Source organism: Microcoleus sp. B6-A1 (assembly GCF_036705085.1).
Classification (GTDB): domain Bacteria; phylum Cyanobacteriota; class Cyanobacteriia; order Cyanobacteriales; family Microcoleaceae; genus Microcoleus.
Map to the genome: position 1 here is coordinate 1 of NZ_JAUBTU010000144.1, position 11,967 is coordinate 11,967.

Annotated in this window: 13 protein-coding genes and 1 tRNA gene; 5 read left to right on the plus strand and 9 right to left on the minus strand. The window is 45.5% G+C overall.

What is annotated here, in order from left to right; translation table 11 throughout:
- Positions 1-340 precede the first annotated feature (340 nt).
- From QUB11_RS29965 to QUB11_RS29975, 3 genes are all read left to right on the plus strand, one after another.
- Positions 341-1,123, plus strand: a complete 783-nt coding sequence (locus QUB11_RS29965; protein ID WP_333207258.1) for an MBL fold metallo-hydrolase — start codon at positions 341-343, stop codon at positions 1,121-1,123.
- Positions 1,124-1,288: 165 nt separating this feature from the next.
- Entirely contained in the window at positions 1,289-1,897 is a 609-nt protein-coding gene (locus QUB11_RS29970; RefSeq protein WP_333207259.1) for a fasciclin domain-containing protein, read from the plus strand.
- 86 nt (positions 1,898-1,983) lie between these two features.
- Positions 1,984-2,127 carry a hypothetical protein gene (locus tag QUB11_RS29975; RefSeq protein ID WP_333207260.1) on the plus strand — a complete coding sequence of 48 codons (144 nt, stop codon included), beginning with the start codon at positions 1,984-1,986 and terminating at the stop codon, positions 2,125-2,127.
- 139 nt (positions 2,128-2,266) lie between these two features.
- Here the strand turns inward: QUB11_RS29975 and QUB11_RS29980 are convergent, their stop codons facing one another.
- Both QUB11_RS29980 and QUB11_RS29985 read right to left on the minus strand, forming a co-directional pair.
- Positions 2,267-3,199, minus strand: a complete 933-nt coding sequence (locus QUB11_RS29980; RefSeq protein ID WP_333207261.1) for a cobalamin-binding protein — start codon at positions 3,197-3,199, stop codon at positions 2,267-2,269.
- 135 nt (positions 3,200-3,334) lie between these two features.
- Entirely contained in the window at positions 3,335-6,055 is a 2,721-nt protein-coding gene (locus tag QUB11_RS29985; protein ID WP_333207262.1) for a phospholipid carrier-dependent glycosyltransferase, read from the minus strand.
- Between the two features lie 132 nt (positions 6,056-6,187).
- Between QUB11_RS29985 and QUB11_RS29990 the strand changes: the two genes are divergently transcribed.
- Together QUB11_RS29990 and QUB11_RS29995 are read left to right on the plus strand one after the other, a co-directional pair.
- A tRNA-Phe gene (locus QUB11_RS29990) sits at positions 6,188-6,260 on the plus strand.
- Positions 6,231-6,377 (plus strand): hypothetical protein, encoded by a 147-nt coding sequence (locus tag QUB11_RS29995; protein ID WP_333207263.1) that lies wholly within the window; start codon positions 6,231-6,233, stop codon positions 6,375-6,377. Before QUB11_RS29990 ends, QUB11_RS29995 begins: the two co-directional genes overlap by 30 nt.
- Positions 6,378-6,443: 66 nt before the next feature.
- On the opposite strand, the gene QUB11_RS30000 is transcribed toward QUB11_RS29995, so the two are convergent.
- The 7 genes from QUB11_RS30000 to QUB11_RS30025 form a co-directional block, all read right to left on the minus strand.
- Positions 6,444-6,653, minus strand: a complete 210-nt coding sequence (locus QUB11_RS30000; protein WP_333207264.1) for a DUF4339 domain-containing protein — start codon at positions 6,651-6,653, stop codon at positions 6,444-6,446.
- A gap of 323 nt (positions 6,654-6,976) precedes the next feature.
- Entirely contained in the window at positions 6,977-8,302 is a 1,326-nt protein-coding gene (locus tag QUB11_RS30005; protein ID WP_333207265.1) for an IS110 family transposase, read from the minus strand.
- A gap of 179 nt (positions 8,303-8,481) precedes the next feature.
- Complete coding sequence (locus tag QUB11_RS30010) at positions 8,482-9,324, minus strand: hypothetical protein (protein WP_333207266.1); 843 nt, start codon at positions 9,322-9,324, stop codon at positions 8,482-8,484.
- Between the two features lie 2 nt (positions 9,325-9,326).
- Positions 9,327-9,887: a hypothetical protein gene (locus QUB11_RS30015; RefSeq protein ID WP_333257865.1), complete on the minus strand. Its 561-nt coding sequence runs from the start codon at positions 9,885-9,887 to the stop codon at positions 9,327-9,329.
- On the minus strand, positions 9,874-11,139 hold the full coding sequence (locus tag QUB11_RS30020; protein ID WP_333207269.1) for a hypothetical protein: 1,266 nt from the start codon (positions 11,137-11,139) through the stop codon (positions 9,874-9,876). The genes QUB11_RS30015 and QUB11_RS30020 overlap by 14 nt, the downstream gene beginning before the upstream one ends.
- Before the next feature lie 123 nt (positions 11,140-11,262).
- Positions 11,263-11,556: a helix-turn-helix domain-containing protein gene (locus tag QUB11_RS31385; protein ID WP_445300814.1), complete on the minus strand. Its 294-nt coding sequence runs from the start codon at positions 11,554-11,556 to the stop codon at positions 11,263-11,265.
- 213 nt (positions 11,557-11,769) lie between these two features.
- Positions 11,770-11,967 (minus strand): hypothetical protein (locus tag QUB11_RS30025; RefSeq protein WP_333207270.1); only part of this gene is annotated, 198 nt, incomplete at its 5' end.

An 11,967-nucleotide genomic window follows, 5' to 3' on the forward strand; every position in this document is an offset into this window, starting at 1 on the left:
CGCCCGTCCTTTTTGGACGGGCGGGACGCCCATCCCACTTTCAAGAGTGGAAGTTATTTAATTCTCATTCCTTAGTTGAATTTCTATGAATTTGTAGGGTTCGCTCTTATAGTACCTTACCGTCAGAGTAGGGTACACATTTTCGCACCTGAACCGCCTCAAAAAGGATACAAGCCCCCCACTCCTGTCGTGGTGAACCCCAAATTTTAGACTCCTGTTCGAGATTCCAGATTCAATGCTGCAAGTAAATCTAAAATCTAAAATCTAAAATCTAAAATCGACTGACTGTGTTTTGTGGTATAACAACAAACGACCAACACCCGACAACCGCAACCACAAGATGAAACGGCGACAATTAATACGTTACGCACAGACGGGTTTGCTAGCAGCTTTCTTCACTGGTTTACCATCTGGATGGGAAAGCTATCAAGCTCAAACTGCTGATTCTTTGTCGATTCAGTGGTTGGGCCACACTTGCTTCTTGTTCGCCGGAGGCGGTGCGAGGGTGCTGGTGAATCCTTTTCGCCCCCTGGGCTGTACCGCAGGCTATCGCTCTCCTAAAGTGCCAACAGATTTGATTCTGATTAGCAGCCGGTTGCTCGATGAAGGGGCGATCGACGGATTTGCGGGCAATCCCGGCCTTTTGTACGAACCGGGGGCTTACAGGTCTAACGGACTGCGGATTCAAGGGATTCGGACGGAAAAAGACCGTGAGGGAGGAAGGCGATTTGGGGTCAATGTGGCTTGGCTGTGGCAGCAAGCGGGCGTTAAGATTTTACACTTGGGCGGAGTTGCTGGCCCGATCGGCATTGAAGAACAAATCTTGATCGGGCGGCCCGATGTAGTGCTGATTCCCGTGGGCGGCGGGCCGAAAGCTTACACTCCGGCGGAAGCGAAGCAAACTTTGCAACTTCTCAAACCAAAGATGGTGATTCCGACACATTTCAAAACCCAAGCCGCCGATGCTGCTGCGTGCGATTTGGTGCCGCTAGATGAATTCTTGGCGCTGATGGATGGTACGCCGGTGCGCCGATTGAATAATGACACAATTTCGATCAAATCTGCTGACTTACCTCAAACTGGTTCGGTGATTGAGGTTTTGAGTTACAGATTTAGCGGTTGATGCCAGATTTTTTAGGTTGCGTTATATTAAGGAAGTTTTGGTCGATCGGGGATGCAAGAGAATTTTCTCTCTATCTTAGCCTCTGGCAACCTTGCCTTTTGTCGAGATTTGGCTAACATAACAATTCATGTTCACGGTTTTATCTCATAAGGAAATGCAAGCGAAATGAAAAATCAAAATTTACCTAGCTGGATGAAACAACTCACAGGTTTCGCAGGAATAATCGGCGCTAGCGCGTTGATTGGTTTCCCGGCTTGGGCTCACATCACCTCCAACACCAAGGTTGCTAATGCAACTCAAACTCAACAAGTTGCAGGAAATGTGAAAACCGCTGCTTCACCGGCACCAATGGCTCAGGCGAAGGATATTGTCGCTATTGCATCTGGCGACGCTCAATTCAAGACACTGACGAAGGCTTTGGGATCTGCAGGTTTGGTGACAACTTTACAAGGAAAAGGCCCTTTCACTGTTTTTGCTCCGACTGACGCGGCATTTGCTGCTTTGCCAAAAGGAACTGTAGAGAATTTGCTCAAACCGGAAAACAAAGCCCTACTTACAAAGATTTTAACTTACCACGTTGTTCCTGGTTCGGTTGTATCTACTAGCCTGAAATCCGGCGATGTGAAAAGTGTGGAAGGCAGCTCGCTGAAGGTGGGAGTTAACGCAGGCAAAGTTACTGTCAGCGGCGCTAATGTTGTGAAAGCTGATATCAAAGCTAGCAACGGCGTTATTCACGTAATTGACAAGGTGTTGATGCCCCCTGATGCCAAATAGGACTAGCGTTTTTTGCATCATATTGATGTCAGATTCGGTTAAATGAAGACGAAGTAAGGACACAACAATGTTGTGTCCTTATTTGTATGGCAGGCAATTCAGAATTAGAGCAGAAGGAAGAAGGAAGTTCGGCAACGGATTCTGTAACGGATGTAACGGATGTAACGGATGTAACGGATGTCAGGAAGAAGGAAGAAAATCAATCGTTTCAGCCATTAACAACGTCCTAACCGTCTTGGCGGTTGCTATAATATATAGCAATTTTTGCAGGAATCGTAAATTTTTTACCCCACCCCAACCCTCCCCTTATCAAGGGGAGGGAGTAAGAAGTTCACAAATGATTTAGGATTGCTATATATAAAGCTTTAGCTAGCTGCGGGTATTTACAAAAAAAGGCTGCCAACCCTTACCCCGATGGCCAAAATCGAAGATTTCGGGATGGAGAATTTCTGCTAAAATTTCTAACGAATCAACCAATCTCGGCCCCGGCCGATTAAAGTAAGAATTGCCGTCAGTTAGGTAAACTTGCCCCGTTTTTACTGCTTGCAAATCAGGCCATTCTGCGTATTTAGTTATCTGCATTGCTTCGCTGCGAGTGCGGCTTAAATTAAAGCCGCAAGGCATGAAAATAATTACATCGGGATTAGCTTCTACTAGCGATTCCCATTTTAACCAAGGGGAATGTTCGCCGACAATTCCAAATAGCGAATTGCCTCCCGCCATTGCCACTAATTCGGGAATCCAGTTACCCGCAGCCATCAAAGGCTCAATCCACTCGATGCAAGCTACTTTGGGTTTAACGGTTAATGTTTTGGTTTTTAAGATAATAGCATTGATGCGGGATTGCAAAAGATCGATCGCGCTTTTGCCATTTACGCCCAAAGCATCAGCAACTCGCTGAATATCCGTCCAGATTTCTGCTAGCAGATTCGGCTGCAAAGAAATAATTTCCGGCTTGCTATTTACCAGCGTGCTTACCGCTTGTTCAACATCTGTTAGAGAACAAGCGCAGACTTCACATTGAGCTTGAGTAATAATGTGAGTCGGCTGCAATTTTTCCAAAGTATCTATTTCTACTTTATACACACTCAGCGCATTTTGCAACAATTCGGTCACGCGGTTGTGAATTTCGCTGCTAGTTCCTTCGGGATTGAATTTAGGCTGAGTGCAAACAGGTAAATTTTGGATTTCTGGGGGATAATCGCATTCGTGGGAACGGCCCACAATTGCATCGGTTAATCCTAAAAGTGCTACAATTTCGGTGGCGCTGGGAATTAGAGAAATTATTCTTGGTTGGTTCATTGGTTTTCTGTTTTTTAGTGATTCGGAAGCACAGGCGTTACAGATTTAGAAGCACAGGCGTTACAGATTTAGAAGCACAGGCGTTACAGATTTAGAAGCACAGGCGGGACGCCCGTGCCACAATAAAAGGGATTGTTAAATTTTTAGTTTTTTTAAGTATTGCAAATCTTGCCATGCTTGAATGAGATTACCTTGCATTAGTTGCGCTACACCGTTTAAAATTCTAATTTCCGGTAGATTGGAGTTGAGAGCGAGAGCAGGTTTTAAGGCTGTTTGAGCGGCTTTGGGATGCCAGCCGTACAGGTGTACGAAAGCGAGATAGGCGTAAGCGTAAGGGTTTTTTGAGTCGAGTTGGGTGACTTTTTCTAAGGCTGCGATCGCACTTTGGACATTCTGCTGCAATACTCGCGAAAATGCCAAAGCATAAGCCAATTCTAGATTATTGGGTTCCTGTTTCAACCGATATTCTAACGCTTGTTCCGCTTGCACGGTATAATCTTGAATTGGATCGTACTGATTAATGCGCCCAATCTGCTCGAACACAGGTTCTAAACCGGGCAATCCTTTGGGTAAATTAACCGCCATCGCCCGCAATTGAGTCACCAAATCTAACTCAGGCTTATCTGTATTATCCACGTTCCCAGGCGCTTTCTCCTCGTTCCCAGGCTCTGCCTTGGAACGCATATCCAGAGGCTCTGCCTCGATCTTAACACTCACTGCCGGCACATTAATCGGATAAGTTTCGCCGGTTTTCCGATTTAGATAAGTAGCTTGCAGATTGTAAGTTCCCGGTGCAATATTAGCAGGAGGAAGCATCGCCGTGCGATCGACAACTCGAAACCCCACAGCAAATTTATCCGCTTCCAGCATCCCCGGATGCAAAGTCGCCTGGCCGATCGCGCGATCGTGTAAAATCCTGAAAGTCTGTCCCGGTGGAATATCGCCAGACTGCTGATTTTCCCACGTTACCAACACTAAACCAGACTGCAACTGCTGCCAAGGCCCAGACCAAGTATAAGTAACCGGTAGCGCGACTCCGGGAACTGCTTTTGCAGCAACAGTAACTCGATCTAATTGTACTTGCGATCGCCCTTCATTCAACGGCTGTATTTCGACAGGCTGCACTCGCTTGCGATAAAGATTTAAATTAGTATAATCTGGCAAAATCCAAGTTTTATCTAACTCAAATTTATCACCTTTTTCAATTGCATTTACGGCGGCATTTTGAGCTTTTTTAATCCGTTCACGAATCGAACCTTGTGGGCCAGTTTTGGTGACAAACCAAGAGAGCGATCGCACATCTTGCGGCACGTCTTTTAAATTCGTTCCCACCTGCCGCCCGTAAACCTGAAAATTAGCCAAAGCACCGTAAAAATTCAAATTATGCTGATTAATTTCCGGTGTCGAAGGCAACACGCCTAAAGTAGATTGCAAATAAGGTTCTTTATCAATTATTTCTGCAATTACCTCTCGGTGCGGCCACTCTTTCCCCAAGTAAGGATAGTGAGAATTGCCGGGACTGATAATTTGGACTAAGCTATGTCCAAAAGCACCTCCCAGCGGCCACAGATGGAACAGCATCGGCAGAATTGCCAAACCAATTGTACCCCAGCGAATTTGTCGTCCCCACCGAGAAGGCCACAGCGTTAAACAGTAGGCTAAGAAAATAGATAAAACTGGCAAATAAGGTATCACATATCGGTCATCTTTGTTAATATTTAGAGAATTAATTAAATAAGCTCCTCCCCAGAAAACAGCCAGCCAGCGACAGGAGTTGAGATGCAAGATTGACGAACTATTTTGCCGACGACGCCAATAAAGTATCAATCCTACTAAGGGAATAAGTAACAGAGGCCAAGAAATCTGTTCGGGTAAGTGTTGACCGTAGTAAATCCAAGCGTCGATCGTATTGATGCCCGGATCTCCTTCGGCGATCGCAGAATCCACCGTTGCCCGTTTTCCCCCGGTCAAAATTAACAGCCAATTAGTTTTCGCCCAAGGCCCAAACACCGCCACCGACAGCAACAGAGCACCAGTTAATTGACCTAATCTTCCCCAAGCTTTTTGTCGCACAGCACCCACAGCCAACCACACAATTGGGGTAAACAGAAATAATACAGTAGTGTGTTTAACTAATATTGATAAACCGAGAGAAATTCCAAAGGCGATCGCCCAAAACCAAGACGATCTAGAAAGAGAAAAAAATTCTCCTTCTTCTCCATAATTCATCCGTGTATCCGCGCCAAAATCCGTGTCGTGCCTTCCTTCTTCCTTCTTCCTTATTTCTCCTTCTTCTCCATAATTCATCCGTGTATCCGCGTCAAAAGCCGTGTCGTGCCTTCCTGATTCCTGCTTCCACATTGTCAGACAATAAAAAGCAAAAGTAATCGCCGCAGTGAGGGGATAGTCGAGTAAAAATTGCAAGCGGAACCGATAAAGTCCCGGTAACAAAACGCAAATTGCAGCGGCCCACAAACCGACTTGCCTGTTAAATAATTGGACGCCCAGATTGTAGACTGAGGCGAGGAGAATTGCACTAAATAATAAATGAACGAGGGTTGCCCGATCGCCCCCAGTACCGAAAACCTGAAGAAACGGAACCGTTAAGATGTATGCCAAGGGCGGAATTTTCGTCGAAAGCAGCCAGAAGCTTGTCCACCACTCCCCGGAAAGCCACTGAGGATGCTGCAACGCCTGCAAGTATTTCAGGGTGCTAGTCAGGTAGTCTGCTTGATCCCACGCCGGGACAGATCGATCGAGGGCAAACCAGAGGCGATCGCTAATTGCCCCCAGCAGCCAAATTATGCCCAAGACAAGCAGACTCTTGCCCTCGCTGTCCCGATGTTGCTGTGCCATTGCGATTTTTGGATTTTAGGTTGCAGCTTTTAGCTTACAGGCGGGCGGTTCCGGGCGATCGAAAATTAATTTGAAAAAGTGCTTGCTAAATTCTGTATGTGTCTGCTAAGATAGTAAAGCGCGAAAAAACAAGCCGGGATAGCTCAGTTGGTAGAGCAGTGGACTGAAAATCCACGTGTCACGAGTTCAAGTCTCGTTCCTGGCATCGCAAAGCCCTCACAAAGTTGAGGGCTTTTTTTTAGGAAAAATGCGGGCAATGCAGTCAATTATCGAACTCGATTTGCCTGAAAGTTTAGCTAACGAGATTGATGAATCTGTTTGAGCTGAATATTTAAAGCTGTGGAGAAGCGTTCAACCCTGCCGAGAAGAGTTTTTTCGGGATAGCGCCTTATTTTTGAGTGAGGTACGACGCTAATTCTGGAATTTCACCGCCGCGCTGCCACTCGGCTTCCCCGCGCCGCACTTTGGTTCGGGCTGTGATTTCCTCAATCTCCCATAATTGCAATTTGGTATAGGGCCCTTTGGCTTCACCGCTGCGAAACACGTACCATTGAGGAACTTCAGGAGTTGGCTGGGTCGATCGTCTCACAGGCTTCATCCGATTCACTCTAACAATTCTAGATTTTAAAGCAACAAAAAATTAAACGCTACCAAAATATACTTTGGTGTCCTACCGGACGGGTGGCGGCTATTTTTCCGATTTTCGGAGAGAAACTCTGCACTCCGACGAAGCTTGCTAGCGAAAATCGGAAAAATCCCGCTGGAAAAAAGATATCCTTGACAAAGGCGCGAACTGGAGCAGCACCAGCGGAGGAGTAACACCCTCTGAAATCTCGTGTAAGAGATAGCGCCGCAACCTAAAATTAGATTTTAGATTTTAGATTTTAGATTTTAGATTGGACGAGCTCGCGCACCAGCTCCTTACTCTTCAAAAGGCCATGACGAATGAAGCCGCTCGTGATACTTGCGATCAGATTCTATATCTTCTCGAATCCTTTGCTCGTACTCTTCCTCAGTTTCATCTTGTTCGCAGGTCAACATCAACTCTTTAATCGTCAACCCTTTAACCAACTCCCTAAACAACAACTTGACTGCTTTGGCCGCCACACGTGATCGCACTAACCGCACCGGACGACCGCTCAACTTTTCAGCATCCAGAATTGCACCAAGCCGATCGCCAATATCATTATGAAGCCGAGCGCGTGCTGGCTCAATCCTAGTAAATATCCACTGCCAAAGCGCACGCCGACACAAATCACTACCGCCGCTAACTTTTGATTTATGCAAATCACCGCTAGATTCTTGTGTCGGCGCATAGCCCAAAGCCTTACAAAATCGCCGAAGTGACAAATGCCGCTTGGTAGGTTTGCCAGAATTTCGCCCTTTACGAATCTTCACATCTGGTTTGCCATCGGGCGTGAGGTAATTTTCAAACGGATATATTTGCGACAATAAAAGAGCTTCGACTCTACGACCAAATCCAAACCGGGCAAAAACTTTGCGATACAGCAAAAACTGCGGCTCACTCACTAACTTAGAAAGTTGGAATTCAAGCACCATCTCTTCTCGCTGAATATCACAAATGCGGGCAGCATGACGGCGCAGTTCGTCAGTGATTCCAAGTCCGATCGACTTCTCCAACATCAAATCGTACTTAACGGAATCTCGCTGACCACACAACCACCCCCAAAGTAACGGCACTTTTTCACCCAGTCGCACCGATCGCACCAGGGCAACTTCGGGAAACTGCCATGCTAAATCTTGACGGGCACGGTTAATAATCGGTGATTGAACACGATTTAAATGACTAAGGCGAAGTACCAATCGGCGAATTTCGACAATCGTTTGCGATCGCACTTGAACGAAGCGGCGGGGAACTTCAAGAAAATCCCAACCGTAAATCGCTAGGGCAAGAGCATCGGCATCATCATCTTTATCAGGCAATCCAAGATGGTGCTCGCGAAAACTCCTCAATTCCTTGTGACCGACTAGCCGCACTTCCACACCGGCCCGCGCAAGCTGTGTTCCCCAAAGTCGAGAATAATTTACCCCCGTCGGCTCCATCAGTGCGATCGTGTTATCTGTATCACGACCAATCAATGCCAGCAATCCACTAATCCCCGAAGCCGTAGCTTCAAACTTATGAAAGTCGCAATCATAATAAAATTGTCGAGGTTCAGTTGGTTTCTCTGTTAACAAGCAAGCAGAAACTGAGGCCTTGCTAATATCAAGTCCGATAATTTGCATTAATTTTTACAGGTGATATTTTCCAAATCCCCATAGCAAAGCTTATGAATCACCCAAAGGCCAGAAGCCTAATTCACTCTTAAAGCTATGAATTGCAGGGGAAAATTGCAGTCAATCAACAAGTAACCAAGCTTATGAATCAGGAAAAAGCCACTACAGCTTGTTTCATTCCTAAAGCCCTAAGTTACAAATCGATTGACCGACGGATGATTTGGACTCAATCCGCGACTCCCCCTTTTAAAGGGAAGTTTCGGCTGGTGAGTTAAACAGCCATCATCAGGCGATTTAAAAACAAGATCCAAATCTGACAAAATTGCTTGTTGGTCTGAAGTATATTGAACAACAGTCTGTTCATCCGATCGCACACTGGAAAAGTCTTCCTGTTCATCAGATAAATCATCTTCAGAAACCAATTCACCACCAATCAAATACTCAAGATATTCTGATAGCGACATTCCAGCAGCAGCAGCTTTTTCTTGCAAAAGCTTGTAAGCTTTCCCCTTAATACGAACTTGCTTGGCTCTGTCCTCTGGATTCTCATCTAAAGTTTCTTGAATTTTAGCCACTGTTATGTTCTCAGGAGGAAAACCATCAATAACGGTCTGCCATTTGTCGCCAAGCTGGGAATCACCATACTTGTCAACATTAGCAAATTTGAGTAGTGGCAAAGCTTGAGATACCGATGTGGGAAGGACTTTGAATTTAGCTTTGATGAGTCGCAGGCAAACTTGAGCAGCTTGAATAATCTTCTTGCAGTAGAAGTGCGATCGACCTAAAGCAAGTTTGCAATATTCTGCAAAATCAGCGTATTGCCGTTTATAAAGACGGTAACGTCGCACGGCGTCAAGCATAATTCCTTGTCGCACGTAGTCAAGAAAAGAGCGTTTAATACGCTGCGTAAGAATTGAAATATCGTTGTGCGGTACTTCGCAAGCAATCTCAGATTCAAAATCTAAAAGAGGCTGATACTCAGTCTCAGGTGACTCCCAAGTATCGTCTGAAAAATCAACAGTTAATTGCATGGTTAAAACTCCCTCGAATCATCGTCATCGTCATCATCATACTCAGCAGAAGAATTAAAAGGGATAGGGTCAACTTCAGTCTCCACAGCAACACCAGAATCTATAAGTTTATCAGCAATAAACAAAGAATATGAACCAGGGTCAATACCTAGTCGCTGAAGGAAAATCTGAAGTCGCTGCAATTGGTTTGTAGCAATTTCTATTTTTTTGTTAAAATGCTGAAGAGTACGCTCTTTATTGGCAATTTCTTTCTCCAACGCAGAAAGATTAAGCAAAAGAGTATTCTCTGCACCTGACTGCTGCAATAACTCATCAATCTGCGCTCTCAAGAAAAAATACGCTTCAGAAAAAGTTTCTGCATCAGCAGCAATTTCAACATTGGATTTACGGTCAAAGTGACCCCATTCATCACGCTTATAAACAGGAACAGAAATTTTAACGTTAATCATTGCAATAATTGGTAGTTGGTACGGAAGAAGCGATCGCCCTTTATCCTTCAAAAAGCGATCGCACAAAGGAGCAAGATAGCAAGCTAGATGGAAGAGAAAATCAAAATACAGCATCACCTCCCGGAGGCGATCGCCCTGAATGACTGCTACTGACAGAAGCAATATCGTCAGTTTGCCCAATCGCCGACGGGGGAAACTTGGGGGGCTTAGGACCGAACAACCGTGAAAAAATCCCTGTATCAGGCGGTTCGTACCAGTCGGAAGGACAAGGAGCCCAGTAAATCATGGAATCTAGAGAAACTTCCACAGGCTCAAGATTCTCAGCATCCCAGGCAGCCATCGCCTCAAAGAAGTCATCGAGGCAAGCAAAATCGTCAGGGTCTGGCGGTTCATCAATTGCAACCACCTCAAAATCAAACAAAGTCAGTTGCCCGTCAGCATCAGTTTGATAGTGGATTTCAGGCTGTGGGGGAAAGTAGAGAGCCAAAAACCTATCAGAGAAAGTAACACCGGGGGAAGTTTTAGCCGCTGGTGCGATCGCCTCCTGAAGCGGAAAAATCTTTCCGGTATTCAAGTCAATCGCCTCCTGAAGCGGAAAAATCTTTCCGGTATTCAAGTCAATCGCCTCCTGAAGCGGAAAAATCTTTCCGGTATTCAAGTCGATCGCCTCCTGAAGCGGAAAAATCTTTCCGGTATTCAAGTCGATCGGCTCCTGGACTGGATCGATTTGTGTGCCAGGGGAAGTTTCAGTCAGTGCCAATTCAATGAAATTCTGAAAACGAGCAATACCAGGCAAAACTTTAGCTGCTAACTGAGCACCGGGAGAGTTCTCGATCGGTTCAGTCGGAGTGGTTTTAAGACGAAAAACACTGGGATAGCAATGACGTTCAACCAAGTCGAGAGCTTGTTCAATAGCTTCTGAAGTAAACCCGTTGCGACCGCCAAGACAGTAGGTGCGTAGAATCGGATTACACGCCGCATCAATCGATATATCCATAATTTGAGCTTGAGCGGCAATCGCCAATTCCCAAGTCCGCTTTTTGCGAGAATCACCCGACAGGACAACATTAAGTTGACGGGCGATCGCCTTGAGCTCACCAAAGGTCTTGTGTTCTAGCTGTGTAGCATCAATTTCGACACCGGGGGAAGTTTTGGCCGCTGGTGCCATCGGCTCCTGAACTGAATCAGTTTCGACACCGGGGAAAGTTATCAACGCCAGGAGCGGAAGCTCAACGCCAACAATCGCATCAATCCAAGCTTGGCGGCACCGTCTGTCAGCCGACGGGACAATATCGAGGTCACGGGCGATCGCTTTGAGCTCACCAAAAGTCTTGTGTTCTAGCTGTGTAGCAGTGTAGGTGTACATAGTTTGAGAGAAAGGGCTTGAGGGTTAACGCAAGCCCAGCGCCAAAGTTACAGGGGTATCTGAAAATCAACTGAATCTATTATAAGTCATGTTTGTGACCTATGTCAAGACTATGACCTACTATTAAACAGAATTAGCAAGAAGAGATTTATCAGTTGAAAGCGACGAAGAAGGTTCGTGATACAAAAAATCACCAGGCTGCAACTGAAAAACCTCACAAAGACAATCCATAACTCTTTCGTTAGGGACATAAAATTCATCACTCATCAACTTAAGACAAGTGCCTTGCCCTAAATGAGTTAAAACTCTCAATTTATAAGCATTAATCTCTAAAGGTGACTCATTAGGCCACCTAGCTTCAAAAAAATGCCGACACTTATCATTCAAAACTTCAGGAACTCTATGTTTCACAGGCATATCAAAGAACAACAGTTATATTGTAAGTCATAAACTTGACTTAGGTCAAATCTATGACCTACAATAACTATCGTGGTAAACAACACCAGGCAAGCCAAGGTGTAGGAGTCTAAGCTTGCCTACCAGACATTCTCTCAGCAATTTCAAGTTGCCCCGCACCACCGGGTAATAAAGCTTATCTGCCAGGTGGGACAACGGCAGGTTTTCCTTAACTCAGACTACAGATGCAAAAATATCAAAAACCCTGTAACCATGACTAAAACTAGATTTGACTGATACGCCCAGGAAACTGTAATCAGTAGCAGTCAAAAAAAGCTGGCGACACCTGCCTTTAAGTGGTGCGACTGGGGGCGGAGAGCAAGCCCATAAACCGTAAGAATATCGGGATGCCATCACCGGCTCACAGGTGAT

Coding starts and splice junctions, on each gene's coding strand:
- QUB11_RS29965 (WP_333207258.1), top strand. CDS start 341: ATGAAACGGCGACAATTAATACGTTACGCACAGACGGGTTTGCTAGCA.
- QUB11_RS29970 (WP_333207259.1), top strand. CDS start 1,289: ATGAAAAATCAAAATTTACCTAGCTGGATGAAACAACTCACAGGTTTC.
- QUB11_RS29975 (WP_333207260.1), top strand. CDS start 1,984: ATGGCAGGCAATTCAGAATTAGAGCAGAAGGAAGAAGGAAGTTCGGCA.
- QUB11_RS29980 (WP_333207261.1), bottom strand. CDS start 3,199: ATGAACCAACCAAGAATAATTTCTCTAATTCCCAGCGCCACCGAAATT.
- QUB11_RS29985 (WP_333207262.1), bottom strand. CDS start 6,055: ATGGCACAGCAACATCGGGACAGCGAGGGCAAGAGTCTGCTTGTCTTG.
- QUB11_RS30000 (WP_333207264.1), bottom strand. CDS start 6,653: ATGAAGCCTGTGAGACGATCGACCCAGCCAACTCCTGAAGTTCCTCAA.
- QUB11_RS30005 (WP_333207265.1), bottom strand. CDS start 8,302: ATGCAAATTATCGGACTTGATATTAGCAAGGCCTCAGTTTCTGCTTGC.
- QUB11_RS30010 (WP_333207266.1), bottom strand. CDS start 9,324: ATGCAATTAACTGTTGATTTTTCAGACGATACTTGGGAGTCACCTGAG.
- QUB11_RS30015 (WP_333257865.1), bottom strand. CDS start 9,887: ATGCTGTATTTTGATTTTCTCTTCCATCTAGCTTGCTATCTTGCTCCT.
- QUB11_RS30020 (WP_333207269.1), bottom strand. CDS start 11,139: ATGTACACCTACACTGCTACACAGCTAGAACACAAGACTTTTGGTGAG.
- QUB11_RS31385 (WP_445300814.1), bottom strand. CDS start 11,556: ATGCCTGTGAAACATAGAGTTCCTGAAGTTTTGAATGATAAGTGTCGG.